Source organism: Coraliomargarita parva (assembly GCF_027257905.1).
Classification (GTDB): domain Bacteria; phylum Verrucomicrobiota; class Verrucomicrobiia; order Opitutales; family Coraliomargaritaceae; genus Coraliomargarita_A; species Coraliomargarita_A parva.
Window position 1 is genome coordinate 1 of sequence record NZ_JAPZEI010000001.1, and the last position, 26216, is coordinate 26216.

21 protein-coding genes are annotated in these 26216 nt (G+C 54.4%); 14 read left to right on the top strand and 7 right to left on the bottom strand.

From position 1 onward, the window contains the following. The 3 genes from O2597_RS00005 to O2597_RS00015 form a co-directional block, all read left to right on the top strand. Window positions 1-494: IS3 family transposase (locus tag O2597_RS00005; RefSeq protein ID WP_269522078.1), on the top strand; the 494-nt coding region annotated here is incomplete at its 5' end. Window positions 495-749: 255 nt separating this feature from the next. After that, complete coding sequence (locus tag O2597_RS00010) at window positions 750-1277, top strand: hypothetical protein (RefSeq protein WP_269522080.1); 528 nt, start codon at window positions 750-752, stop codon at window positions 1275-1277. A 454-nt stretch (window positions 1278-1731) separates the two neighbouring features. Then, window positions 1732-2889: a substrate-binding domain-containing protein gene (locus O2597_RS00015; protein ID WP_269522082.1), complete on the top strand. Its 1158-nt coding sequence runs from the start codon at window positions 1732-1734 to the stop codon at window positions 2887-2889. Between the two features lie 79 nt (window positions 2890-2968). On the opposite strand, the gene O2597_RS00020 is transcribed toward O2597_RS00015, so the two are convergent. Continuing rightward, window positions 2969-4987 carry a GH92 family glycosyl hydrolase gene (locus O2597_RS00020; RefSeq protein WP_269522084.1) on the bottom strand — a complete coding sequence of 673 codons (2019 nt, stop codon included), beginning with the start codon at window positions 4985-4987 and terminating at the stop codon, window positions 2969-2971. A gap of 70 nt (window positions 4988-5057) precedes the next feature. Further along, complete coding sequence (locus tag O2597_RS00025; RefSeq protein WP_269522086.1) at window positions 5058-5645, bottom strand: hypothetical protein; 588 nt, start codon at window positions 5643-5645, stop codon at window positions 5058-5060. 498 nt (window positions 5646-6143) lie between these two features. On the opposite strand from O2597_RS00025, the gene O2597_RS00030 reads away from it, so the two are divergent. From O2597_RS00030 to O2597_RS00050, 5 genes are read left to right on the top strand one after another with little or no spacing between them, the layout of a single operon-like run. Further along, window positions 6144-9776 (top strand): hypothetical protein, encoded by a 3633-nt coding sequence (locus tag O2597_RS00030; protein ID WP_269522088.1) that lies wholly within the window; start codon window positions 6144-6146, stop codon window positions 9774-9776. A gap of 2 nt (window positions 9777-9778) precedes the next feature. Continuing rightward, window positions 9779-10555, top strand: a complete 777-nt coding sequence (locus O2597_RS00035) for a hypothetical protein (RefSeq protein ID WP_269522090.1) — start codon at window positions 9779-9781, stop codon at window positions 10553-10555. A 58-nt stretch (window positions 10556-10613) separates the two neighbouring features. Continuing rightward, complete coding sequence (locus O2597_RS00040) at window positions 10614-11633, top strand: glycoside hydrolase family 130 protein (RefSeq protein WP_269522092.1); 1020 nt, start codon at window positions 10614-10616, stop codon at window positions 11631-11633. A gap of 9 nt (window positions 11634-11642) precedes the next feature. Further along, entirely contained in the window at window positions 11643-11801 is a 159-nt protein-coding gene (locus O2597_RS00045; RefSeq protein ID WP_269522094.1) for a hypothetical protein, read from the top strand. A 35-nt stretch (window positions 11802-11836) separates the two neighbouring features. Beyond that, window positions 11837-13390, top strand: coding sequence for a glycoside hydrolase family 5 protein (locus O2597_RS00050; RefSeq protein WP_269522096.1), 1554 nt, complete (start codon window positions 11837-11839; stop codon window positions 13388-13390). A gap of 361 nt (window positions 13391-13751) precedes the next feature. On the opposite strand, the gene O2597_RS00055 is transcribed toward O2597_RS00050, so the two are convergent. After that, window positions 13752-14594 (bottom strand): PEP-CTERM sorting domain-containing protein, encoded by an 843-nt coding sequence (locus O2597_RS00055; protein WP_269522098.1) that lies wholly within the window; start codon window positions 14592-14594, stop codon window positions 13752-13754. A gap of 202 nt (window positions 14595-14796) precedes the next feature. On the opposite strand from O2597_RS00055, the gene O2597_RS00060 reads away from it, so the two are divergent. The 3 genes from O2597_RS00060 (at window position 14797) to O2597_RS00070 (ending at window position 18288) form a co-directional block, all read left to right on the top strand. After that, window positions 14797-15417 carry a DUF445 domain-containing protein gene (locus O2597_RS00060; protein ID WP_269522100.1) on the top strand — a complete coding sequence of 207 codons (621 nt, stop codon included), beginning with the start codon at window positions 14797-14799 and terminating at the stop codon, window positions 15415-15417. Between the two features lie 511 nt (window positions 15418-15928). After that, a complete protein-coding gene (locus O2597_RS00065) occupies window positions 15929-17275 on the top strand; it encodes a hypothetical protein (RefSeq protein ID WP_269522102.1) in 1347 nt (448 codons plus the stop codon). A gap of 47 nt (window positions 17276-17322) precedes the next feature. Further along, entirely contained in the window at window positions 17323-18288 is a 966-nt protein-coding gene (locus O2597_RS00070) for a DUF1570 domain-containing protein (RefSeq protein WP_269522104.1), read from the top strand. A gap of 29 nt (window positions 18289-18317) precedes the next feature. On the opposite strand, the gene O2597_RS00075 is transcribed toward O2597_RS00070, so the two are convergent. Beyond that, window positions 18318-19091 carry an RluA family pseudouridine synthase gene (locus tag O2597_RS00075; RefSeq protein WP_269522106.1) on the bottom strand — a complete coding sequence of 258 codons (774 nt, stop codon included), beginning with the start codon at window positions 19089-19091 and terminating at the stop codon, window positions 18318-18320. A gap of 23 nt (window positions 19092-19114) precedes the next feature. Then, complete coding sequence (locus tag O2597_RS00080; protein WP_332108352.1) at window positions 19115-20044, bottom strand: SDR family NAD(P)-dependent oxidoreductase; 930 nt, start codon at window positions 20042-20044, stop codon at window positions 19115-19117. Here O2597_RS00080 and hpf point away from each other — a divergent pair. Next, complete coding sequence (hpf, locus tag O2597_RS00085) at window positions 20033-20398, top strand: ribosome hibernation-promoting factor, HPF/YfiA family (RefSeq protein WP_269522108.1); 366 nt, start codon at window positions 20033-20035, stop codon at window positions 20396-20398. The two genes, O2597_RS00080 and hpf, sit on opposite strands and share 12 nt — an antisense overlap. 959 nt (window positions 20399-21357) lie before the next feature. Here the strand turns inward: hpf and O2597_RS00090 are convergent. Continuing rightward, on the bottom strand, window positions 21358-21597 hold the full coding sequence (locus O2597_RS00090; protein WP_269522110.1) for a SlyX family protein: 240 nt from the start codon (window positions 21595-21597) through the stop codon (window positions 21358-21360). A gap of 60 nt (window positions 21598-21657) precedes the next feature. Next, the gene (locus O2597_RS00095; protein ID WP_269522112.1) at window positions 21658-22896 is read right to left on the bottom strand and encodes an anaerobic sulfatase-maturation protein; all 1239 of its coding nucleotides are present in this window, start codon (window positions 22894-22896) and stop codon (window positions 21658-21660) included. A gap of 114 nt (window positions 22897-23010) precedes the next feature. On the opposite strand from O2597_RS00095, the gene O2597_RS00100 reads away from it, so the two are divergent. After that, on the top strand, window positions 23011-24522 hold the full coding sequence (locus O2597_RS00100; RefSeq protein WP_269522114.1) for a pyruvate carboxylase subunit B: 1512 nt from the start codon (window positions 23011-23013) through the stop codon (window positions 24520-24522). A 137-nt stretch (window positions 24523-24659) separates the two neighbouring features. Further along, on the top strand, window positions 24660-25994 hold the full coding sequence (locus O2597_RS00105; RefSeq protein ID WP_269522116.1) for an apiosidase-like domain-containing protein: 1335 nt from the start codon (window positions 24660-24662) through the stop codon (window positions 25992-25994). The last annotated feature ends 222 nt before the right edge of the window (window positions 25995-26216 follow it).

Here is a 26216-nt window from a genome sequence, read left to right on the forward strand (position 1 = left end):
TCGAGCGCAGTAATCAGGTCTGGTGCACGGACATCACCTACATCCCCCTCGGTGAGACTCACGTCTACCTGACGGCTGTGATGGACTGGTCGAGCCGCTACGTGATCAGTTGGAAGCTCAGCAACAGTATGGACGAGGCCTTCTGCGTGGAGTGCCTGCAGCAAGCACTACAGGTCGAAGGTATCCCGGAGATCTTCAACACCGATCAGGGAAGCCAGTTCACCGGCGAGGCCTTCACCGGGGTGCTCAAAGCGCATGAGATTAAAATCAGCATGGACGGGAAGGGGCGCGCCCTGGATAACGTCATGATCGAACGGCTCTGGCGCACGGTGAAGTATGACGACATCTACATCCGGGGCTACGAGACGATGGCCGAACTCTATCAGGGGCTGTCCGCGTTCTTCCGCAAATACAACACACGCAAACACCAGAGCCTGGGAATGAGTCCCGAGCAAAAGTATCGCAGCGGATTTAAAATGGAGGATGCCGCGTGAGAAACAATCCGCCACAGCTGCCGTCGCTCCGCTCCGGCCTTGCCGCTCCGCGGCACCCCTTCGGGGACGGCCTCCACTACGCGAAGGCAGCTGCCCACCACCAATAACAACATCCAACAACCTTCCAGTCTGGACTTCCATCCGAAGCTCCACTGGACTACATCTAAACAATCACTGCAACCTGTCCAAGGTTCGGGTCCACTTCATGAGCCTACGGCTCAGCGCGTCTATCATCGACGTTCGGCATTAAATAGAATGAAAAAGATAATCTTGATAGTCGCAGTGGCCTTTATGGCTATTAGCTGCTCCAAAGAGGACTCCCATCCTGGAATTCAGATAAATGATTCCGAAATGTATATATCGGCAAGTCCCATCGTCGATAAGCCAGTCACCTTCTGGCATAGCCTTTCTGGCCCCCGTGTAGAAGTATTGAGAGAGGCACTTTCATTGCGTAATGGTCCACCTGGGATTAGCATCGCGCCAGAAGGAAAAGATCCTATCGATCTCTGGAAAGTCGAGGTAACAGATGCAAGGTTGAGCAGGAAGGTTGAAATCAAACAGGGAGACAATGTCCTGTATAGAAGAGAACAGGATATTACGCAGACGAATTTGAACAGCCTCACCTCATGCACAATTAGCTCACATGACTGGAATGAAATTACATTAAGCAACGAGGATATTTTGTTTTCGGTAGATTATTGGTGGTATTATGAGTCGCCGCATGGAAGCGGAGGTTATTCTGTTGTCAGTGATCTCGTGATGATACCTGTCCGCAAAGAATAAATATGAATCCGAACCAGAGTGAGTGAGCAACGGCATTCGCCGCGCTCATCACTTGAGTAGCCTTTACGATATGGGAAAGAATTGAAGAACCACAGATGACACAGATGGCACGGATCAGGGAGAAAACGAATGAAAGGAATCTGTGTCCATCCGTGTAATCCGTGGTTAAAAACGTAAGCCAGGGGTCGATATAAAAATCAGCAGCTTGGCAATAGAGGCCTCGGTGCGTCGGACGGATCAAGTCGTGCCTGCGGGGTGACGACAACATCAGCGCAGCTTAAGGCCATCTTCCACCAAATCAAACCCACAGGCGTAGTTCGCCTCGGGTCGGACCAACTCACCCGCCCAAATACCTCCACAAGCCACAACATCCCTTCCAGTTACACAGGAATGGCACAAATTCAGTTTACAGGCGGACGTGTAAACTATAGCAAAATTATCAATTGCTATTTTCATGAGCCGCAAACAACTCAAATTCGAACAAGTCGAAAAAGAGATTCGACAACTGACACGCACCCTGCCGATCGGCTCGAAGATTCCACCAGAACGCCACCTGGCCGTTTCCTACGACTGCAACTTCCTGACCGTTCGCAAGGCGCTGAAGACGCTCGTGGACGAGGGCATCATCACCCGCAAGATCGGAAGCGGCACCTTTATCGCCAAACACCCGAAGGCTACGCCTGTGGAGGTGATCAAGCCTCCTAAGCAGAACCACAACCAAATTGGGGTGATGGTTTACCGCAACGGCAATGCTTACGCTTACAAGGTCTTACAGAGCCTGGCCCACTCGGGCATGGAAATGGGCCTCGATCTGCGCCCCACCTGGGTAAAGGGGTATGGAGACGAAACCCTGAAGCAAGTGCAGTCCATGGCCAATGAAGGTTGCGTCGCACTCGTCCTCCCTTGGTTCCCCCATGACATGGCCGAAGAGATCAGGCAGTTCGTGGACAAGTGCCCGATCCCCGTCAGTATTCCCCTGCTCATCTCCGGATTGGAAGCCAACTACTTCGGAGACCCCGAGCAATTCGGGAAAAACCTGCTCCGCCCCACCCTAGCACTTTGCGGCTACCTCCATACTTTAGGGCATAGCAAAATCGCATTTTTAGGTCCAACGACACCGGAGGACCCGATTCTTCAGCGCATGCTCACGGCCTATTCTTATTTCACCTCGGAAAAAGACATGCCAAACCTCTCCGCCCTGGTAAAGCATGGGAGTGGGCAGATGGACAAATTCGCCAACAAGTTGAAAGAATATGCCGGCGATCTCGGCGTGCTTTGCTACGACGATGAACACGCGTTACGCTTCATGACCGCCATGCACAAAATAGGGCTGCGCGCACCGAAAGACTACAGCATCATTGGCCACAACGATACCGAGGCCGGCCGCTTCAGCGACCCTCCGCTGACTACAATCAGCCAGGACTTCGAAAACATCAGTAACGGCTTGCTTCGCAATGCCATTGCCTTGACCCGGAACTCCAGCGACCACTCGGAATCCACCCTGAAGCTGAAGCTCATCGTTCGCGGAACCTGCGGCGGTCGAGGCAAGATAACCGATGAATTTCACACAAAGTTCCCGGCCATCAGCTTTGTCGAAGACAGTGCAGACTAGCGGGTGTGCCCTATCCGGTTTTACACGATCCGGAATACAAGGAGCCACGCCTCCCATCGCCGTAATCCGCAAAGCGGAATCAGACGCCCGATCCGACGACGGAACGTTGCAGCAGTTCATCATGGCTAATGCGCAGCGTATCCGAATGATGGACTCGTCCGAGTAAAAGAGGCGGGCCGTCCGGCAGGTGTATTTTAAGCTTTTTCAGAAGCGGCTCGAAGCAGACATACTCGGCCTTCCCCGGGCATTGCGGAAAGAGCCCCAGACATGCCCAGATATACCACGCCGACATTTCGCCGTTATCCTCATCTCCTGGAAACTTATCCGGACTGTAAAGCTCTTTACAGACACGATGTACCCATTCGACTGTCTTTTCAGGCTGCCCCATTAAAGCGTAGAGGAAGAGAAAGCCATGCACCGGTTGGTTGGAATGCGCATACTGCCCGAAATCGGCCGCAGCCATCTCCGAAGCCTCGTGGATCTCGAAGTCATAGCTACCGGCCTCGAAGCGCGGTTCGATGGAGAGCATCGTGTCGAGCTTTTGGCACAAAGCCTCGGGACCTCCGAGGAGTTCGGCGAGGCCTTCCGGGTCATGCGGCACGTTCAAGGTATGTTGCCAAGTGCTGCCTTCGATGAAAGCGCCGCCCCATTCAAATTCACGAAACGGTTCCAGCCAGGTCCCATCGGCATTCCGACCACGCATGAAGCCCACCGCGGGATCGAATACATTACGGTAATTCCGAGCACGTCTCAGCAACATGTCCGCCTCCTCCGTTTTCCCGAGGAAACGTGCGACCTGGGCCACACAAAAATCATTGTAGGCATAATCCAACGTGCAAGCCGCAGCATGGTCATGACGATCGGCAGCAACATACCCCAAGTCGGAAAAGTCCTTCAGGCCTTCCCGCCCGAAATGCGGATCATCCGATTCCCTGGATGCATTTTTCCAAAGATATTCGAATGCGGCTTCCACATCCCAGTCAGTAATGCCCTTGGCCACCACATCAGCCACAAAGACATCGAAATGCGTGCCGATCATGCAGAGACGCGGGCCCGGGCTCGGCCACTTCGGCGCCCATCCGGACTCCCGGCAAGCACTCAACCAGCCATCCAACATGCGTCGCAACACCTCCGGATAGACAAGGACCAACAGCGGGTAGAGTGTCCGGTAGACGTCCCAGAAACCACTGTCTGCACACAAACTGCCTGAACGGACTTTACCATCATAAGGACTCCGGTGATACGTTTCTCCGGAAGCATCTAATTCATCGAGAAAGCGAGGAAACAAGAGGCAACGGTACAGACAGGAATAGAAAATACGCTCCTGCCTCTCGGATTCATCCTCAATCTCGATGCGCCCGAGAAGCTCATTCCAGATCGCTGCCCCGGTTGCTTCGATATCCTCAAAGGAACGACCGCCGAGCTCACGATCCATGGCGAGGCGAGCTTGGTCGGTATCAATGAAGGAACCGGAAAAACGCAGTTCGACACGACGCGTTCCCGCTGCGAATTCCGCATAGCCACCCCACCCGCACCTTACAACACGAACCGGCTTTTCGGAAAATTCACCGATAAAGGACAAGCCGTATCCCTCCGGAACAGGCTCCTTGCTATAACCACTGTAGCCGGAAACACCGAAATCTCCGACAGCCTGCAAATCATGCGTACCATCGAAATAAAATCCAACCTTCGGGGCATCATCCCCGCTGAATTCAAAAATAAAGATCGCGCCTCGCTCCGTCGGCGACATCTTGAAACGGACGCCGTAGCGCAACAAAGTCGCCTCCAGATAATTCGGCTGGATCACTGCATCTTTCAGACGGTATGATGACGCTTGCCTTTCGGCGCTATCATAAGCACGACCGCTGAAGGGAAGGATCGTCATGCAGGCATAGTCCTGCATCCATGGGCTCGGCTGATGCGTCAACCGGATGCCCTGAAGACGCTTATGCCGGCAATTGAAGACCCAGGGCGTGCGCCCGGACTGTAGGGACCAGTGGTGCATCCCCCAGGGACGAGCAACGATGGGCAATGTATTGCCGGTGGAAAAATCGTGGGCTGAATCGGTGCCCTGAAGCGGATTAACCTTGGAAATCATATATCAAAAATTCGCAGCGTTGTAATAACTGGCTCGGAGACGTCGCGCGGGAAGCCCACGACGACATCAGCTATGGCGTATCAGGTGTTACCGGTTTCACCGTGATGCTCGCGATATCGAGCGTGCCGGCATTCACTTGAAGCAATGAAGGCATGATTGCCATGAAGACAGCCCCATCGGGAACAGGGATCGTCACAGTGCGCTCCACCCATCCGTCCGTATCGCGCCCAAAAACAACCGGCTTGAAATCCTTGATCTTTTTACTGCCGGAGTCACGGAAGTCCCCCATGATCCGGACATCAAACCAACTCTTCGGCCCTTTCACTAATCCAGTGACCCGAGCCTTGATCGTCATTTCCACCGCCTGCGCACCATTCAGCCCGATCTGCTGGTAGAACAGCACGGTCTCAAGCGGTGTGGTGGAGGTCATCCGGATAAAACGTTCTCCGGCTTCATCTCCCCACTCATAGCTCCCCTTGTTCGGCTTGCCGATTTTAGCGGGCCAAGTCCCGGCACTGTTGGGTGTATTAAATTCGCCGTTTGGGAACAAATTACCGCTTTGGGCAAAGCCGATACCGGCAGTAAACGCCACAAGCACGGCCAGAATCATGGAACGGCTCATGGAAGATACGTAGAGGACTCGGGATGGAATATTCATAATATTGTGTGGGTTGAACAAAACAAGGGAGACTCCGCATCCGCCCTGCACGCCGCCACATGGCACTAATTGAGCAATAGGAGTATTCGAAAACCGGACAGTGAGGTGATAAATCAATTTTTCACACCGAGTTACATTGATTTCAAAAAGTATGCAACTAAAATATAGCATTTTGCTATTCTTTTAAATCTTACATTCCGACTCTACCCCCTCCCCACGGAACCAGCAGACATAAGGAAAAACGATGAAAACCGCATAAAATTGACCCCACAGAGAAAAGCAGCACATTCATGCAACACTAAAGAAGTTGCTAAATATTGCTTGATGATTGCTATGCTTCTTGACATACGATGCAGATTCGGAGAAGCAAGCCCGACTCCCCACAGACCGAAACCTCCCCCATGCATCCCGAGGCGCAGCGCTTTCACAAGCTAAGACTACCGAGCCAAACCCGGCAGGCCTTCCGCACCTCGTGAGCGACTCCCACACATGTGAACGATGCCATCCGCAAACAAGTTTTCGAACAATTCGACCCGACACCAGCTGACCAAGTCGACAAAGGGACAGCGTAGCGGCTTTGCGCTCATCGTCGCACTGAGCCTGACCGCGCTCGTCGTGCTTTTACTCCTTTCGATTACAGCAGTCGCGCGGATCGAGGTAGAAGCCTCATCGAATGCGAAAATACTTCTGAAAGCGCGACAGAATGCGCTACTGGGATTGCAAATCGCGCTAGGCCAACTGCAAAAGGCAACCGGCCCCGACCAACGCACCACCGCCACCGCCGACATCATCATTCCCGCCCCTACGAGCGTGACAAGAACGTCCACCGGCAGCGAAATCGCGGATAATTTAAATACCTACTGGAAAGCAAACCGCAACCGCTACTGGACGGGCTCATGGAGTAACGGAAACACCAGCAGCTTCGACCCGGAAAACCCTGCCGCCTACAACCCCACCCCAAGCCTGGAAGGCTGGCTGGTCAGTGGCTACTTCGAAAATCCAGATGATTTCCAGCCGACAACCCCAGTCAACGGCGTCACCGCAGCGAGCTCCCCGGGGGAAGTTTTTTACGACGCCAGCGGAAATGCCTATACCATCCTAGTCAAAAACAGTGCAGGCGTCAAAAGCACGGATGACCTGGACCGCCTCGTCACCGCCCCCGTCGTCGACATTGAGAACGCGAATTCAAGCGCCGACGGTTACGCATGGTGGGTTGGAGACGAGGGAATAAAAGCACGGGTCAACCTGATCGATCCGTTTGTTGACGATACAACCGACAATGGCCTCCTACGCCGGCGCTCAAGTGCACAACACGTCGCCATCGAAGCAATTTCCGAGAAGACCGGGGAAGGCTTCGACCTCTATCCGGGAAATGACACTATTCTCAGTAAAATTTCAACAAATCCACAGTGGGGCGATCTGATCGATAACACCTCCTGGAAAAACGCCACCGTGGAGCATTATCACGACACTACCATTTGGTCGAACAGCGTGCTCGCCGATATGCGGCACGGAGGACTGAAGCAAGACCTCAACTATATCCTGGGACAAAGCACACGGCAGGACTTTGCCAATGCACTCAATGCTGCTTACGGCGAAGCAATCATCACTTCACTCAGTGATACCCATAGCGTCATTAATGAAAAAACAAGTCCCTACGGAGAGCTCCCCACAAGCTATGGAAGCAGCCTTCTCACATACAGCGCCACCTGGGAGCAACTCTGGTCCTACTACAATATGGGCAATCAAAATACAGAGATCCCTGCCGGCATTTTCAACTCTGAAGGCGAGGTGATCCCCCGCCCACAGACAGAAGATGAACAAGGCATTAGCCCGCTCATCATCCAAGCCAAAATCTTTTATGCCCTGCGCATTGTGAACGGAGAAATTTTTGTGGATAGCATGCCAATGATTGTATTGGGAAATCCGTACACGGTTCCGCTCGCTGCGACTGATTATGTTTTCGAATTCAGCGACCCTTCCCCCTATCTAAGGTTTGGCGAAGAAAACCTGACAGGTCTCAGCGAACCGCTTTTAATGAAAGCATACAAAGATATTTTCGGCCAGAGCCCCAAGAGGCCGGAAAAAGCATACGTCTCGAAATTCACAAAAATGATCCTCAGGTCCGAGGGGATACCGGCCGGTGAAGCCCGCATTTTCTCCATCGATTCATCTAGCAGCGTCAATCCGGACATCAATGGCAGCTATCTTGAGATTCAACCAACCGACAACCCAGCGACGACAGTAATACTTACAAATTCCTATGATCCCAATATTTGGCTGAGCTATAATTTTTCGTCCGCCAACGGACTAGGCAACAAGTTGCCAACTTACACTTACACAGATAGTGACGGCGCCCCACAAAGCGTTCAAATGACACACGTCGCGCTCCAACTGAACAACAGGCCCGGCATAAGCGCGACTCTCAGACTGCCGGACTACTCGAATAAGATGGTCCATTACATATACGGACATGGCTACTCCAAAGATAAGAATGCATTCCTAGTAAACCCAACAAGCAATGGCACTCAGATTGGTGGTGGTCTATCACTCTATCTTAACGATATTCCAACCGGCGAGACCAGTTCACCACTACCACAGCAAGCGCCCTTTTCCCAAGTAAACTACCGAAGCACGATAATAAATTTTTATGGTGGCTCCAGCGGCTCTCAAGGTCACCTACTGGAATGGGCTTGGACCCATGTCAAAAACGGAGACAGCGCCGGAGGAGGCAATCTAAACCCATACCTGCAGTCGAATCTAATGTTCTCAAACGATGGGGATTCCGATTTCGAGAAGGTCCGCTGGGGCAGCGTGAATGTCGGTGCAGGGAACTACGAGCACACTGCACCAGAATCGATCGGGGGAGAGAGTTCACAAACCGGATTCGTCAATCTGCTTTACGATACACCTTCTCCAGATCAAGTGCTCAATTCAATCGGCCAATTACAGCATTTCAATACCGTCGGCTACATTCCATCCGGAACAAGTTGGTCCAGTTCCTCTATACTCGCCCACATGTGGCAAGTGAACTACCCGATCGCGAACTCCTATCCGCATCCACGCATTTCCCGCGAGAAGGTATTCGACAACCTCGGATCAGGCTATGGCACACACTATGACGGCTCCTATATTTGGAACGATATCTTATCAGACCGATTCTTTTTCTCCTCCTATCCGACAACCGGCGATTTCGACTTTGAAACGGATCACCTGGTGAACAGTCGCTATCGCCCATTCCGCGAAGAAGACGAAGTCGCATGGGATGATACGGAAGCATACCGAGGCGATGAAAACTCAAGCACAGCATCGAATAGCCGCATGGCAGCAACCAACCTGATGCTCGAAGGCGGATTCAACGTTAATTCCACCTCGACCAATGCTTGGAAGAGCATCTTGTCCAGCTTGCGTGAGGTCTCTGTCGGCGGCGAAACCAGCCTGGGCAACTTGACCGCCCCCTTTGCCAGAAGCCTGAACCAAACAGGCATGGCAACCGACGCGGACAAGGGTAACACAGCAAATTCCTGGAACGGCATCCGCAACCTAACTGACTCGGAAATCAACGAACTTGCAGAAGAAATTGCCCTTCAAGTTCGGCTGCGCGGCCCTTTCCTTTCATTTGCGGACTTCGTAAACCGCAAGCTGATCAGCAAAAACGAGGACACCTATGGATTGGCTTTAGGCGGCACACTACAAGTCTCGACGGACAAAGCAGTCAACAAGCTAACCAACCTCGATAAAGCCTATCAAACAACAGCTATCGATTTTGTCTCCGGCGTCAATTCCGCGAAAATGGCAGAGAAGGAATACGTCATGCCGGCATCAATCGCAGGCTTTCCGGGGCATCTATTACAAGCCGACATGCTGACAATCCTCAGTCCGTCCCTGACCGCGCGCTCCGACACATTTACGATCCGAGCCTATGGGGAAAGTCGCAATCCGGTCACCCAGGAAACTGAAGGACGGGCGTGGTGCGAAGCTGTCGTCCAACGCCTGCCTGACTACGTCGTTCAGAACGACGGGAGCAAAGGAAATGAAGCGTATGAAGACCCCACCGACCGCACCAACGCCACCTTCGGCCGCAGGTATACGATCCTTAGTTTCCGATGGCTCAACTCGGAAGAGATTTAAAGATGAATAAACTAGATTTATCCAAGACCTACAAGACCTTGACGATTCTGGGATGCTTACTGGGCGGAATGATCATGAGCACCGCGAAAGCGACTGCCCAGCCAGCGGATTCCGAATCACCGAAAATGGAGCTGCGCTTCCTCTTTTTAGACGAAAGCCCCGGAGCCTACTACCTAAAGAAAGAGGATACCTTTTCGGTCTTGAGCGACTCGCCTTATAAAATCAGCCCGGTCATCCGCCCGCTGACCGAAGAGCTGCTCGAAATCTACAAGGAGCTCCCCAACCCCGAAGCACCGGAAACAATGCAACGCATTCAGATCGGGAAGTTAACCGCATCACTTGAAATGGGCAGCTCACTCATCGTCCTAACTCCAATCAAGAACATGGCCGCAGATACTTCGCGACCAAAGTATCAAGTCAATGTGTATGGCAGTGACAGCAACGAATTTCCCAAAAATTCCATCCGCATCTTGAACTTATCCAATGCTCCTTTCGCCTGTGAATTCAATAAGGACAGGCAGCTCATCGCCCCTTATAGTTCAAACATAATAAAGCCGGATACGGATTCCAAAAACCGACTAAGATATAAGGTCGCGGCCCGAAAAGCAGAAGGCTGGGAACTACTGGACAACGGCGTGATGCTACTACGTGCCGATGAACGCGTAACGGGCGTCCTGATCTACTCCCCAAGCGGGATGCGCCATACGTTTTCAGAATCTGAAATGGAATTTTTCGGAGAACCTAAACCAGGCTACTACTGGCTGACTTACACCGACTAACATACACTTTTCCTATCGCACAGCAAACTAAGATAAAACGCTTTTCGATTACGCACACATGAACACAAAGCCACTGCTTCAACGCCGCAGCAATAACCCGATCCTGCAGGACTCAGACATCCCCTGGGACTGCATGTCCGTCTTCAATGCCGGCATCTCTAAATGGAACGGACAATATGTAATGCTCTTTCGAACCGACTCAGGACCGAAAGACGCACCAATCCCGGCGCTCACACGTATCGGACTCGCCCACAGCAAGGACGGCTATACTTGGGAAATCGAAAAAGAACCGGTATTCGACCGCGATAAGATCCGCGTGTGGCTGAAAGACCAATACGAGGAACGCTTCGGTAGCGAAGAAATCGTCCGCGTCTATGATCCCCGCATCACGGTGATCGACGGGGAAGCTTACTTCTGCTTCGCCTTCGATACGGAGCACGGCGTGCGTGGTGGAATCGCAAAGACTACAGACCAAAATCTCCGGTCATGGGAGCTGCTCCATCTCTCATTACCCGAAAACCGGAATATGGTGCTCTTTCCGGAACGTGTAAACGGTAAGCTCGTTCGACTGGACCGCCCCTTTCCACTCTACTTCAACGGAGGAAAAGAGTCCTTTGATATTTGGATGAGCAACTCCTCCAACGGCACTGAATGGGGCGACCACCGTTTGCTCCTTGCTTCCGAAGAGGTGCCCTTTGCCAATGCAAAGATCGGCCCGGGAGCACCGCCAATTAAAACCGAAAGGGGCTGGCTCACAACTTTTCATGCAGTTGAAATCAACAATGAAAAACCACTCAATGCCTGGAGCCCGCATCCGTGGACCAAGGAGTACATCGCCGGCCTCATGTTGCTTGATCTTGAGAATCCAGCCAAAGTTATCGGCATGTGCCGGGAACCGCTGCTACGCGCCGAAACCGAATACGAACTGGATGGTTTCCGTGGGGGAGTCATTTTCCCGGGAGGCTTCCTCCTTGAAGACGACGGCACCGTAAAAATGTATTACGGTGCCGCAGATACCGTCGTCGGCCTGGCCGAAGGCAAGTTGGAAGACCTCCTGAATGCGATCGAACTCTTTTAAGCGGACGCGATGCAATACATCCTAGACATGGTTCATGAGAACCCGGGAGAAGCTCCCTGCCCAACGGCTTTCCGTGATCCGGAAAATCTGGCCCGCTACCAATACAACGGGCTCGGAATTTCCATCGAAGATATCCGCACGACACTACTTTCAGCCAAGCATGACTAAACCACCTCGAGTCCACACATAAAAAGACACGGGATATGAATGCACCGACAAAAATCTTATTGCTGAGTGGCTCCATGTTCTCGTTCTTTCACTCAACACTGCCGGCCCAGGTGCTGACATTGCACGAAACCGAATTCGTCGAGCTCAATGGGGATTTTGAAACCGACAGCGATACGGATGACTGGCCCGATGGTTGGCCTCACCCCGAAGGCGCAAGTATTGAAGAGGAAGAAGGCAACCACTTCCTGCGCCTAAGCTACCGCAAGCCCGATGAACTGATCGGGCTGACACGCACAGTTGAAGTGCCTTCGAACCATCACGCTTATTTTTTCAGCTGCCGCGTTCGATACTCGAACATAAAAATGGGAACCGAACAGTGGCACGACGGCAGAGTCATCTTTAATTTCCGTGATGCGGATGGAAAACGTGTATCCAGCCCACCCCCGCCTTATTTCAAGCGGACATCGAAGGGTTGGATATCAAAGCACACGGAGTTTCCCGTCCCGGAAAACGCCGTTTCCCTGGATATCATGCTGGCACTCTTCAAGGTCCAATCGGGAGTCCTCGACTTCGACGACATCTACCTCGTCCCCATTCCGGCCGAACCCGTCATTCAGCGCATCGAAACCCGGGAAGCCGAACGTCTGGCCGATCAAGAGCGCCGGGCGGCACTGGTCAAACCCCGGATTGAAGCGCCCGCTCCGGAAGCGATGCCTCCTGCGTTGAAAGTCGTCGGCAATCAAATAGTCGATGCCAACGGAAATGCCGTTTGGCTACATGGACTCTCCGTTCCCAGCCTGGAATGGGTCTCGAATGGCGAGCATATATTTGAGTCGATCCGAACAGCCGTCACTCAATGGCATGCCAAGGTAATACGCCTCCCTGTCAACCTGGTGTTCTGGATCGGCAAAGGCCCGTACCAAAAGGACGGAGGTGCCGCCTACCGTCAACACATTGAGGATGCCGCCAACCTGTGTGCAAGCCTCGGAGTCCATATGATACTGGACCTGCATCAAAGCGGTCTTCCCGTTGACCAGCATTACAGTTTCTGGGAAGAGGCCGCCACGCGACTCAAGAACCATCCGGCCGTGCTCTTTGAACTGTTCAATACTCCGACCTTTTCCGATTGGAGCGTCTGGCAAGAGGATATGCAAAAAATGCTGGATGTGGTTCGTGCCACCGGTGCCGAAAACATGGTGCTCGTCGACGGGATGACGCCCGGCCAGCTACTCGCCGCCGTCCGGAACGGCTCTGCGCTCGAAGATCCCAGTGGTCATGGAGTTGCCTATTCCTTTCACCTCTACCCGGAAAACGAAGGTGAAAAGCAGGACATCGGCAAACTGGCGGAAACACACTCGATCTTCATTACGGAATTGGGAGCATGGAAAGCAGACTCCCCCAACGCGCCAAACAATCAAGAATGGGCGGCCAGTATTTTCCCGTGGTTGCAAGCCCAAGAAATCCACTGGGCCGCATGGTGTTTCCACCCGCTGGCCACGCCCCGCATGCTTGAGAATTGGGACTACACCCCGACAGCCAACTGGGGTGTATACGTGCAGGACGCACTCGGCGATACAGACGACCGGTGATCCTTGACGATTGAAAGCTGAACTTCAGGCCAAGCCAAAAGCGCCCGCACTCCCTGAGGGATATCAAGATTCATGTATTGCATGACCATTTGTTCCGGCTGATTGGCGAACAACCGGAGAAAAGTATTCCCGGACTCAGTCTCAAAACGGATCCCCTTGCCGGGACGACCCCAATGATCCGGACGACCGTCTCTGGAGAACCACCGCGCAAAGCGAGATTAGGCCTATTTTGAAGCGAACAACAAGCACAATTGCTTTAAAACAAACGCAATAGTTTTACTCACAACATAGCTTTCAGCGGTAAATAAAAAAAGGCAGACCATATGGCCTGCCTTCAATGCATTAAGACTAATGCCCGTAGCTATACTGCCCGACGGCGCAAAGCAACAAAGACCAAACCGAGCGCACCGGCAATCAACGCGTAAGTTCCGGGCTCCGGAACAGTTACGGCATCTCCCAGGTAGAACCCGAAATTATCTACAATTCCACCACCGTTGTTGGCATTAGAAAATCCCAGATAGGCGAAATCCTCATCCGCGAGAAAACTAATCGAAGTATCAGCACCACCATTATAAGTTTGGAGAACACCATCAACATACAATGAAATACTCCCGAAATCGGAAACCCCGTTGTGTGTGGTTAAGTCCAGAACCAAGGCGAGGGTATGCGTGACATTCACTCCGCTGAAATCGCCGACATTCACACCTGTCGTCGCACCATTCGAACCGAAAAAGTCATTATTTGTGCTACCTCCACCCTCACGAAATACGACAGTGCCCACGCCTTCGTTTTGAGAATAGAAAGCATCTCCGGTCGCAATACCGGGCTCGTAAAAACCCAAACTGATAAAGTCACTCGACGTGATACCATTTCCACCATCCACAAGCGTCACATCCAGCTTCAGAGTAAAAATGGCAGACGCATCCCCTTTAAGGGCGTTCACATATGACCCCAGAGATAAAAAGGCCGACCCATGACTTCCCCAATTGTCGACCGTTCCATCCTGTTGAAACTCTGTGCTGGCCGACCAAGTCGAGCTCCCTCCAGCAGTTGTAATATCAGAGGAAAAAACATCTGCGGTGGAACCGTTCAGGTCGTCCGCAAATACGCCACCGAAATCTTCAGTTATCAGAGTCTGGACTTCCGCCGAAGCAGTCAAAGCCAAAGAAGCACACATGAGGTGAAGGAGGTATTTTGTTTTCATAAGATTGAGTGGGATAAGCTAAACAGGAATTGCTATACATTTACCCCCAGGACAGAGTCAAGCAATTTATCTAAAATATAGCATTCAAGCCATGCAACGATGCGGCACGAATCCTCTCGAAACAAAGAGTACGTCCAAAAGCCGAAAAATTCCGAGATTCCGAGCTTGCTGCACCGACCCCGGATCTGGCTAAGGTGTCCATGTGGAAACAACCGTCCTTTTCATTCTCACGCCATTCATCACCGCCAGCATCGGCTGGTTTACCAACTGGGTTGCCATCAAGATGCTCTTCTACCCGCGCAAGCCCCTCCGTATCCTCTTCTGGAAGTGGCAAGGCCTGATCCCGCGCCGGCAGAAGGAAATGGCGGTCGAGGCCGCGGAAATCATAGAGCGTGAAATCCTGCAACAACACATGATCCTGCATGAGATCCGCCGTATCGAACTGGGCCCCTACCTCGACGATGCCGCCCATAAGCTCGTATGGGAGCGCATCGGTCCGCAATTGAAAGCGATCCCGCTGCTGGGCAGCTTTGTCAATGACGGGATACTCGCAAAGTTTGAAGTCATGGCCAAGAGCGCGATGCAGGATGAGGCCGGCCCGCTCATGGAAAAAGTGGCCACACAGTTTGAAGCCTCGGTCGACCTGAAACAGATGATCGAGGACAACATCGCGGCCTTCGACCTCGACCGCCTGGAATCCATCGTCAACCAGGTCGCCAAGCGCGAGTTCCGGACCATCGAGCGTCTCGGCGCGGTCCTGGGCTTCATCATAGGTTGCGTCCAAATGCTGATCTTCTGGGCGACCGGCACCATTACCTTCTAAGGGAACACGCCCCTTGCTTGCGGTTCATTAGGCCTGGAAGGGAAGCATCTGCGGGAGGGCGATTGTCCCCGATCGCCGCACGACGGGTTAAGTGCTCTGAATCCTCCACAAGCTTACCGCGCCGCGAAAGTAATGCGTATTGACCGGACAGCGTCGCCAAATCGCAGTGGCGTGCGACCTTGGTCGCGCTTTGGTGGATAGCATGGCCGTGGACAGGTGACTCCTCCTAATTCTCGCAGCCTCTGGGCAGATGGCAGGCAGCCGGTGAATCAGCGAACCCGCTCTCGACGGCGTCAAGTCCAGCGCGAGCAAGCTCGCACGCCACCAGGAAGACGCAGAGAACGACCTCAGGAGTCTTTAAAAGTCTCCTTTGGGTAGTATCGTTCCCACTTTAGATTCATAATTTAAACCGTATTCATAGAAAGAGGATTGAACCCTATTTACTTTTGGCACTAGGCTTACAGCCTACGCAATGATTACCCCCCCCAGTATAAAGCGTAAGCTGAACCCAATGCTCTTAAACGTCCTGCTGATTAGCGGCGGCGTTCATGCCTTGGCACTCTTCATTTTGGGCGGCATCACGATTGTAAAATTCGTGCTGCCCGACGAAGCCGAATTCGAGGAGCCTCCGGCGATTGAGGAAGTCGAGCCGCCCAAGGATGTCAAAGTCGAGATCAAGCAGCAGCCCACGCCTCAAATGGATGCGAGCCGCAACCTGAGTATGCGGAGCGTAGGCAACATTGCCGTCAGCAGCGTGAATGTGAACCTGCCGTCGATGGACCAGTCCTTCACTGTCAGCAGCGGGCTCGGCGACTTTAGAGCCGGCTCTCTAATGGGTAGCTCACGGGGAAGTCTCAATTTCGGAGTCTCCAATGTGAGTATTTTCGGCCTTAAAACCAAAGCCGAACGTCTTCTCTTCGTGATCGACACGAACCGGCACATGGTCACCGACAAGAAAGGCGGCCTGAACAGCTATCGCGTGATCAAGGAAGAGATCACCCAGATGGTGGGCAATCTCGGCGCCGGCACGCTCTTCAACGTCATGGTCTACGACCGCCGGAAATCCATCCTCTTCAAACCAAGCCTCGTCCCCTCCGGCACGGAAGTCCACCGCGAGCTCGAACGCTGGATGGGCCCCTTCAATGCAAATGCCGACAAGGTCGGACTCGAAGGAAACAGCAGCGCGAAGGTCCAAGCGATCCATGCCATGGACGGAGACCCCATCGAGGACGCGCTTGCCTATTCCGGCGACCGCGGCAACGAAACCGCTTATCTCACCCAGCTCGCGCTCGAACAGCAAGTCGACGGAATTTTCTTCATCTCCGGTTACCATTCAGGTTTTGAAAGAATACGCCGCAAACCAACCGATAAGGAAAACGAGGAATGGAAGAAAAAGAGCAGCGACAAAAAATACCAGGAGCAACTCGCGGAACATAAGCTGGAAATCCCGAAAATGGAAAAGCGGGTACGCGAAGAACTCGCTCGGATTAATAAGGAGCGTGCGGCGAAAAACATGCCCCCGCGCGTACTCGGCCAGCGCTATGGCGTCTATTCCAATGCCCAAGAACTGGGGTTGAAATGGGAGATTCCGCACCCGGGATGGCAGCCCGCCCATTTCTATGAGCCCCGGGAGACCGAAAAGTACTTCAAGGATCTCGTCGATAAGATGTATACCGACAAAAATCTGAAGTCCCCATCCGTGAATGTCGTGCTCTTTCTCGCGGGCGACGAGTCCTTCAGTAAAGAACAGGAAAGCCGCCTGAAAGACTACGCCCGTTTCTTCTCGGGAAAATACCGCATCATCCGCGGGGAAGACGAAATCAAGAGCGCACGTAGCGCACAGGGAACGAAAAACTGAGCGATCCGGCATATGGCACTCTTCTCGCTAAAGGCGGGAGAGCTACCATGTCACGGATCATTGCAGTCATTTTCCTTCTTTCATGTCTGAACCTCCTCTCGGCAGACGAACACAAGGACCACACCGGCAGCCGCCTCAGTGACCGGCGGCAGGCGGTCCGCATCCATGCCATCGCGCCCGCACACCTGTACCTCACGGAGCACTTCCAATTCACCTCCGATGTCCCCTTGCCAAACGCTTTGGCACAGCACTACGCGCAAACCTTTGAAGGGACCTACAAGACCTTAAGCGAACTGCTCCCGGGAATCTCTGAAACCAAGAAATCCTACCGGACCGACTTTTATTCGGACAAGAAGCAGTTTCTCGAAGCCGGCGGCATTGAAGGAACGGCGGGACTCTTCCTGCCGTCACAGAACCGGATCATTATTAATCTGCCTAGCGGGAGCCGCCGTAATATTGAATCCGGACACATCAATGGCTTGCTTGAGAATCCGGTCCTTATCCATGAATTGACCCATCAGTTACTGCATGCGGAATTGGGCAAACTCCCCCCTTGGTTGGTTGAAGGCCTCGCCGTCTATATGGAATCGATCCCCTTTCAAAACGGGCGTTTTCAAATGGATCGAATCGACTTCAAAACTTCACAGCCCCTACGCAAACAGACCGAAAACTTCGTACACTCGGTGCGTCTGAAGACGCTCTTGACGATGGAAGCCCCACAATGGAATCAAGATTTCGACTACAACCCTCATGGCGTAAATCGCAACTATCTGACGGCATATCTTTTGACCTATTTCTTGATTCATCTGGATCGGTCCAATTCCGGAAATAGTTTGGCCGACTTTTTGGGCACTTTGAGCCAAAATCGCACGCTCACACACCGGCTGGATTTGATCCTGCGCGGTCGCAGCCCCGCGGAATTGGAGCGTGCCATGATACAGGCCTACCAGCTGGCGGGTTTTCAAATCGATCCGCTGGGAGGCTTTAACCTCAATACCGGCAAGGCCATCTAGGCAGCCCAGGCCCGCAACGGAACTTCAGCCTATAGAGGCAGGGAATCCAGCCCCATCTGCTCGCGGCAGAACAACGACATGTCCTCAAGCAGCGGCGCTGTCAGAACCACGGGTGCGCCGGGAAATTCGAAAGTATATTCGTAGCAATGCAAGGCCTGCCGTTTGAGCGGCAAGGCCGCAGCCAGGCGCTCCGTCCATCCGTGCTCGATGAACTCCAGGTAGAGCGTTTCATCCGGACCATAGATCTTGTCGGCGGCAATTCGATGCCCCAACCACTCGGCATGCACCCGGATCTGATGCTTGCGCCCGGTCTCCGGCTCCACCCGGCAGAGGGTGTAGCCGCCGCCATGTGCCAAAGGCACGAACTCCGTCACGGCGGTCTGTGAGCCACGGATGTAACTGACCTCGTTTTTCACATGGACCGGGCCGACCTTGCGCCGTGCGATGTTCTGGTCCACGCGTACGGGTTCAGACAGCTCCCCCTCCAGGATGGCGAGATAGGCTTTCTTCACGATCCGGTTCTGGATCGCCATCTGGTATTTGCGGGCAAAGGCAGGACGCTTTGCAAATACCACCAAACCACTGGTTTCACGGTCGAGTCGTGCCACCAAGTGCAGCTTGTCCGCACCGGTATATTCCCGGACCGCCCCCACCAGGCTCGAAAGCGGGCCGTTCTTCGACGGATGACAGACCAGCCACCCCGGCTTATTGAAAACCAGCAGCTCCTCGTCATCGCGTAATATCCAATCCGGCAGATCGTCCAGATCCACCAGAGGCGCTTCTTCACTAAAAGGGTCCTTCATACCATGTACAGGCTAGCCGGGATTTATGATTTTGCCGCCCCGGCACGGTGTTGCTCCAGCCTTAGCTTGCCGAGAATGCGTCGTCCCATCCGGGCCGTAAATACCTTGGGTAACTTGCCGCCGACGAGTGCGATCAAGCGGTTCTTCCAGCCCGTCACGACGACCGACTTCCCCGAAGCGATCGCCCGCCAAGTCAAAGCGGCCACCTCGTCGGCGCTCATGTCCAGCCAGCCGTTGACTCCGCCCTGCATCGGCGGTGTCTCGAAACCGGCCGCCTTGAAAAAATTGGACCGGGTCGGCCCCGGACAAACCGCCAGGGCCCGCAAGTTCGTCCCGCGAAAATCCTCGTTCAGAGCCAGGCTCCAATGGAGCACAAATGCCTTGCTTGCCCCATAGGTCGACATGTAGGGCGTGGGCTGAAAGGCCGCCGTCGACGCAAGATTCACCACCACGCCACCGCGGGCTTGCAGGGCCGGCATCAGGCGGGCCGTCAGATCGACCAGCGAACGAACATTTAAGTCGATCATCTTCAATTGCTTGGAAGCGTCCAGATCCCCCATCGGGCCATAATCCCCGAATCCGCTGTTATTGACCAAAATCAGCTCTCCGGAAGGTGCCTGACGGACCAGTTGCAGCACCCGATTCGCCGAAGATTCTAGTGCTGAAGGACTTGTCAAATCAGTCGGCAAATGATGGCCATTTTCGCCCAAAAAAACGTCCGGTTTCGACCGAGAAAGGTTGCATATGGTCAGGTTCGGCTTTAACCTCAAACTTGCTTTGATAATGGAGCGGCCAATTCCCGAAGAACCACCTGTAATGACCATTACAGACGTATGTGAGATGTATTCTGAAGGGGTTGGCATTTTTTGTGCACCGATACAAAGCGACGGAGTCATTCCGGCTTCGTCAATGTGAACCAAGAACAGAAAAGGAATACAACTATGAAACAGCATGACGTCATCATCAGCGGATTGAACATGACCCTTACCGACTCGATGAAGCACATGGTTCAGCAAAAAGCAGAGAAACTATTCGAACATGAGGAGCGCATCATCCGAATGCGCGTAGAACTTGAATACGATAGCCACCAGACGTCACACCAACGGGAATTTATTGCCAAGGGGCACCTGGAGGTACGCGGCAACGATCACGTCGCATCCGCGGCCACCGACGACCTCTATAAATCCATCGACCTGATGGTCCAGAAACTTGACCGGATGCTGCGCCGCCGCTCCCGCCTGCACAAGGTGAAGCGGAAGGACACTCATGTGATCGACATCCCGGCCGAGATCCCCAAGGCCAGCTAAATCACATAGCTCAATTTCAGCCCGGCTTGCCCTGCATGCCGGGCTTTTTTGTGGGGGATCGACGTCGTTGTACAGAAAAAGCTCCTCCTCTTATCAAGGGGAGGTGGGATCCGCAAAGCGGAGACGGCATGTCCGCCGGAGCCTTGGCGTAGGAGGGAGGGGTCCACAGCGACAGGACTAAAACCCCTCCGTCTTTCGCACTGCGAAAGACACCTCCCCTGGAAAGAGGAGGAGCGGTTTCTCTACAACCGCGTAAAGACACAGCTCCTCCTCTCTCCAAGCATATCCTTATACACATCTTTTGAAGTCGTCCTTGAGGTTTTTCCAGCGTAGCTGGAGACCGCTTATGTCCGCTAAGCGTCGCTTATCTGAACATTACAACCTGATAACTGAAGGATGTTTTCGGTGCAGACATAGTCAAATTGATGGGAGATGTATGATCGTGGCCGCTAGGCCTCATGCCCATAAGCGTTTATAAGAGCATATAAGCGGTTCCCAGCTCTGCTGGGTCTGTTCCGCAGCAGCACCAGAGTTCAATTCAGGCCACTCCGACTTGCGTATAAGGATATGCTTAGTAAGGGGAGGTGGATCCGCAAAGCGGGACGGCATGTCCGCCGGAGCCTTGGCGTAAGAGGAAGGGGTTTTAGTCCTGTCACTGTGGACCCCTCCGTCTGCGTCTAGCGCAGCCACCTCCCCTGCCTGCAGGGGAGGAGTTGTGTGGGCTCGGCGTGTGACTTTACGTCGTTGTACAGAAAAACTCCTCCTCTTTCCAAGGGGAGGTGGATCCGCAAAGCGAGACGGCATGTCCGCCGGAGCCTTGGCGTAGGAGGAAGGGGTTTCAGTCTTGTCGCGACGGACCCCGCCGGAGCCTTAGCGCAGGAGGGAGCGTCCCTCAATCAAGTCGACCTCCAGAATGCCAAATGCCGCTTTCAAGGAAGCCCTCATTCAATCGATACGGCCTAATAATGCGGCGGCTTTTCGTTCGCCGGCATGTCGCCACCCGTCTGGGAAGCCAGGGCATCCATTTTCAAGCGCTGCAACTCATACGCCTTGGCCAGATCATCGACACGCTTCGACAAGCGATAGATCTCACTATCCTGCTCGGCGATGTGCTGCTCCAAGTGCGTGATCCTGCGCTGTAGTTCGTAGATGCTCTCCTCGTCGCTCATATTACCTGCACAGCTTTGGCGCAGATCCATCTCCTGTCAGTTGAAATCTTCAGTCGCCGCGTCACACTTGTCACATGCTTGGGAAGCGCCCTAGCCTTTTTTCATGCTCATGATTTCAGCGGGAGACCGGCGATTGCGGTAAAGATCCGCCATCGTACGCATCGCGGGAGCCGAATGGGTAAAGAACTGGTAGAAGCCTTCGCACAAGTAACTCAGGCCCGGCTCACCGTCCTTGGTGTAGGCAAACCGGTGCTTCGGACAATCTCCGTTACAGGCGAAGCGGACCTTGCACTCCAGACATTGCTTGGGCAGACGGCTGCGTTTCTGCTCCCCGAAGTCACGCATGAATTCACTGTCGGCCATCTCGGCAATGGACTCATTCAGAACATTCCCAAGACGATAGCGCGGATAGACGTAATGGTCGCAGGCATACAAGTCACCATTGTGCTCCAGAGCCATGGCACGGCCGCAGGTCTCCGAGTGCATGCAAACGCCACCGGGCGCGCCCACCCATTTGCCCAGAGTCACATCGAACAGCTGCACGTACACCTTCCCCACGTCCCGTGTCACCCAGCGATCGAAGATCTTACAGTAGAAGTCCCCGAATTGCTTCGGCAACACGGACCAGTCGGTCACTTCCGGTTCAAAAGTCATCGCGGCCGCTCCGGTCAGATCCGGAGGATGCGAAAGCCCCAGGCCGATCGAATTCGAGGCATCGTCCGCCTTCCGCTCGACCAGCGGAATGAACTGGATAAAGGTCGAGCCGATCTCGCGGAGGAAGCGGTACACCTCCAGCGGGTGAGCCGCATTCTTCCGGTTCACCACCGTAAGGGTGTTGAACTCGACCCGGTGCTTTTTGCAGAGTTCGATGCCCCGCACGACTTTCCGGTAGGTGGGCGCCCCCTTGCGATCGACCCGGTAGGCATCATGCAAGTGCTCGGGGCCGTCGATACTGATGCCGACGAGAAATCCTTCGTCACGGAGAAAGGTGCACCACTCGTCGTTCAGCAAGGTCCCGTTCGTCTGGAAGGCATTCTCGATTTGTCGCCCCGCGCCGTACTTCTTCTGTAAATCGATCACTTTGCGGAAGAAACTGATGCCGGCCAAGGTCGGCTCCCCGCCCTGCCAGGCGAAGCTTACCTGCGGACTCGGCTGTGCCTCAATGTACCCCTTAATGTAGGCTTCCAGCACCTCGTCGGTCATCTTGAAGGAATGGTGCTTTGGGAAGAGTTTCGTCTTCTCCAGGTAAAAACAATAGCTGCAGTCGAGGTTGCAGAGCGGCCCCGCCGGCTTGGTCATTACGTGAAAAGGTGCTTTAGCGCGTTGCATGAAAAGACAATCAGAAATAATAATACAAAACTTCAAAGCCACTTCTAGACAGAAATAAGCCTCCATTAGACTTGCTGATACATACCTAAATTGTCAAAAGTATTTCTTATTACTATGAAACCCGTTCAGCTAAATAACAATGTTCTCCGTGACGGCCACCAGAGCCTGGCTGCCACTCGTATGACCACCGAGCAGATGCTACCAGTCTGTGAGCAGCTCGACAACTGGGGCTTCGGTGCGCTGGAGACCTGGGGCGGCGCGACCATCGACTCCGGCCTGCGCTTCCTCGACGAGTTCCCCTTCGATCGTCTGGACGCCCTGAAAAAAGCCTGTCCGAAGACCCCGCACATGATGCTGCTGCGCGGCCAGAATATCGTCCAGTACGCACACTTCCCGGATGATGTGGTCGAAGCCTTCATCAAGACCAGTGCCGATCACGGCATGAACATCTTCCGTATTTTCGACGCATTGAACGACACGCGCAACATGAAGTGCGCGATCGATGCGGCCAAGAAGGCCGGCCAGCAAGCCCACGGCACCATTTGTTTCACCAGCAGCCCGGTACACACGGTAGAAAAGTTCATCGAAATGGGCGTCGAGCTCGAGAAAATGGGTGCGGATGCCATCGTCCTGAAGGACATGGCCGGCCTGATTGCTCCGATGGATGCGTACAAGATCATCAAGGGGCTGAAGGATAAGCTGAAGATTCCGGTTTGGATCCACACCCATGACACTGCGGGTCTGGGAGCCAGCACCTATGTGTCGGCCATCGATGCGGGCGTGGATGCGATCGACCTGTCCATTTCCCCCTTCGCCAACGGTACCGGCCAGCCCGACACCACCCGCATGCTCGCCATGCTGAAGGACCATCCGCGCTGTCCGCAGGTCAGCGAAGCGCAGCATAAGTCGCTCAAGGACATCCGGATGCATCTGGAAAAGGTCTATGCCGAACTGGGCGCCTTCACCGGGCACAAGAACGAAGTCATCGACGTGGACACCTTGGAATACCAAGTCCCCGGCGGGATGCTTTCCAATTTCCGCACCCAGTTGAAGGAGCAGAAGATGGAAGACAAGTTCGAGGAAGTCTTCCGCGAGATCCCGGTGGTCCGCGAAGCGCTGGGCTGGATTCCGCTCGTCACGCCGACCTCCCAAATCGTCGGCATGCAAGCCTTCCTCAACGTCAAGTTCGGCCGCTGGAAGCAAATTTCTCCGCAAGCAGCCGACATCGCGCTCGGTTACTACGGCCAGTGCCCGGCCCCGGTCGACCCCGAAGTGCAGGCACTCGCGGCCAAGCAGTTCGAGAAGACCCCGATCACTTGCCGTCCGGTCGAATCGCCGCAGGCCAAGCACAAGCACATGGACGACCTGAAGAAGGAACTCGATGCCAAGGGCTTCCCGAGCGATCCGGAACACTGCGTCATCCATGCCATGTTCCCGCAGCAGCTTGAAGCCCACATCAAGGGCACCAACAAGCCGAAGCCGGTCGTGGTACCTGCCGACACGCCAAAGGCCGAAACGCCCGCCGCCCCCGCGGAAGCGCCCGCCGGCAATGGAGGCCCGTCCAAGAAGTACGGACTGACCATCGACGGTAAGAGCCTCGAGGTCTCGGTCGAAGAGATCGTCTAGGATTTCCCCAACCATTACATACGCATACCTGAAAGGCAGACTCGAAAGGGTCTGCCTTTCACTCTGTTGAGAGCCGTCGCGGATGCGCCACTGGTAATACCGTTTGCGATTCCCCGAATCCCGCTTAGGCTCAGAGCATGCGACTTCCCCTCCTATCCCTGGCCTTCGCGATCGCCGCGGTTCTTTCGGCACAGGCATCGACGCCCGGTCTGGAGGTCTCCGCCAACGGCCGCTACCTGCAATGGAGCGACGGCTCCCCGTTCTACCCCGCCGCCGACACGGCATGGCGCTTGGCCACCGCCTACACAGAAGTCGAACGGGAGGCTTACCTCGACCAGACCGTCAAGGATGGCTTCAGCGCGGTACTATTCAGCGCAGTCTTCCCGACCGGAGAGGCCGGCGGTCTCTCGACCGGATTCCACGATCAGGATCTCACCCAACCGAAGGAAGCCCACTGGGCGAAAGTGGACGCGACGGTGCGGGCCATCACCGATCGCGGGCTGGTTGCGATCGTCAGCCCATTCTGGAAACGGGGTCTGGACGACATTCTGGAGGGCTTGGAGCCGGAGGTTTGCTACCGCTTCGGACAATGGTTTGCCAACCGCTACAGGGAAAACCCGAAGGTCATCTATTTTATCGGAGGGGACCAGCGTCCCGGCCGCGGGCATACCGCACTCGTCGCCATCGCAAAAGGGATCCAATCCGTTTACGAAGGACAAGCCATCCTCGCCTACCACGCCAGTTCCGATTATTCCAGTGTGGAGGCGTTCAACGACACGCCCGACTGGCTTCGCTGGAATTGGACCTACGCCTATTCCCCAGCCTATAAAATCAAATATCCCTTTGCCCATAACCATGCGAACTACAACGCCGCCGCACTGCCGATTTTCTATTCCGAAGGTTACTACAGTGCCGGCCCCGAAATCCGTATTGCACAGGGGAAGACAACCGACCGCTGGGGCTCCCGCTATGTACTCCGGCGACAGGCGTGGTGGGCGAGCTTTTTGAGCGGTGCCGCCGGCCAGGCCTATGGGGCCGAGGCCATCTGGGCATACCGGCGTCATGGTATCACCTGGCAAAAGGCCCTCAAGGATCCCAGCCGGGACGATTTCCAGCAGTTGATTCGGCTCGTCAACCAAGTACCCTGGTGGACTTTCAAGCCCGACATCGAAGGGGAATTGCTGATCCGAGAGCCAGGGGAAGCCGGCGACAAGCAAGCCATCGCGGCGATTTCCGAAGGCGGCACGATGGCCTTGGTCTATACCCCCGTCCAACAGGCCCTGCGCCTGGATCCATCCGCCCTGGGCACAGGCCCCTGGGAGGTGGAATGGGTGGACCCGGTCAATGGCGACACACGCCCGGTTCCCGAAGCGCTCTGGAACACAGGCGAGGCCGTCGAGATCAGGTCGCCCCGACGCAACCATGCGGGCGACTCCGACTTCCTGCTGCGCCTACATGTCGTCGCACAATGATCCGAATCCATTCCGGTACAACCACGTAAAGACACACGCAGTCCCCAACAACTCCTCCCCCATGCCTCGGCGTAGTTCTTAACGAAGACGGGTGCAGGCAGGGGAGGCCTGTCACGGCGTATCGGAGAGAAGTCGGATGGACCGGCCTGCCGGGACGGCATGTCCGCCGGAGCCTTGACGTAGGAGGGAGGGGTCCGTTGCTACAGGACTAAAACCCCTCCG

What these genes read in the sequence shown, in the direction of transcription:
- O2597_RS00010 (WP_269522080.1), top strand. Translation starts at nt 750, where the DNA reads ATGAAAAAGATAATCTTGATAGTCGCAGTGGCCTTTATGGCTATTAGC.
- O2597_RS00015 (WP_269522082.1), top strand. Translation starts at nt 1,732, where the DNA reads ATGAGCCGCAAACAACTCAAATTCGAACAAGTCGAAAAAGAGATTCGA.
- O2597_RS00020 (WP_269522084.1), bottom strand. Translation starts at nt 4,987, where the DNA reads ATGATTTCCAAGGTTAATCCGCTTCAGGGCACCGATTCAGCCCACGAT.
- O2597_RS00025 (WP_269522086.1), bottom strand. Translation starts at nt 5,645, where the DNA reads ATGAATATTCCATCCCGAGTCCTCTACGTATCTTCCATGAGCCGTTCC.
- O2597_RS00030 (WP_269522088.1), top strand. Translation starts at nt 6,144, where the DNA reads ATGCCATCCGCAAACAAGTTTTCGAACAATTCGACCCGACACCAGCTG.
- O2597_RS00035 (WP_269522090.1), top strand. Translation starts at nt 9,779, where the DNA reads ATGAATAAACTAGATTTATCCAAGACCTACAAGACCTTGACGATTCTG.
- O2597_RS00040 (WP_269522092.1), top strand. Translation starts at nt 10,614, where the DNA reads ATGAACACAAAGCCACTGCTTCAACGCCGCAGCAATAACCCGATCCTG.
- O2597_RS00045 (WP_269522094.1), top strand. Translation starts at nt 11,643, where the DNA reads ATGCAATACATCCTAGACATGGTTCATGAGAACCCGGGAGAAGCTCCC.
- O2597_RS00050 (WP_269522096.1), top strand. Translation starts at nt 11,837, where the DNA reads ATGAATGCACCGACAAAAATCTTATTGCTGAGTGGCTCCATGTTCTCG.
- O2597_RS00055 (WP_269522098.1), bottom strand. Translation starts at nt 14,594, where the DNA reads ATGAAAACAAAATACCTCCTTCACCTCATGTGTGCTTCTTTGGCTTTG.
- O2597_RS00065 (WP_269522102.1), top strand. Translation starts at nt 15,929, where the DNA reads ATGCTCTTAAACGTCCTGCTGATTAGCGGCGGCGTTCATGCCTTGGCA.
- O2597_RS00070 (WP_269522104.1), top strand. Translation starts at nt 17,323, where the DNA reads ATGTCACGGATCATTGCAGTCATTTTCCTTCTTTCATGTCTGAACCTC.
- O2597_RS00075 (WP_269522106.1), bottom strand. Translation starts at nt 19,091, where the DNA reads ATGAAGGACCCTTTTAGTGAAGAAGCGCCTCTGGTGGATCTGGACGAT.
- hpf (WP_269522108.1), top strand. Translation starts at nt 20,033, where the DNA reads ATGAAACAGCATGACGTCATCATCAGCGGATTGAACATGACCCTTACC.
- O2597_RS00080 (WP_332108352.1), bottom strand. Translation starts at nt 20,044, where the DNA reads ATGCTGTTTCATAGTTGTATTCCTTTTCTGTTCTTGGTTCACATTGAC.
- O2597_RS00090 (WP_269522110.1), bottom strand. Translation starts at nt 21,597, where the DNA reads ATGGATCTGCGCCAAAGCTGTGCAGGTAATATGAGCGACGAGGAGAGC.
- O2597_RS00095 (WP_269522112.1), bottom strand. Translation starts at nt 22,896, where the DNA reads ATGCAACGCGCTAAAGCACCTTTTCACGTAATGACCAAGCCGGCGGGG.
- O2597_RS00100 (WP_269522114.1), top strand. Translation starts at nt 23,011, where the DNA reads ATGAAACCCGTTCAGCTAAATAACAATGTTCTCCGTGACGGCCACCAG.
- O2597_RS00105 (WP_269522116.1), top strand. Translation starts at nt 24,660, where the DNA reads ATGCGACTTCCCCTCCTATCCCTGGCCTTCGCGATCGCCGCGGTTCTT.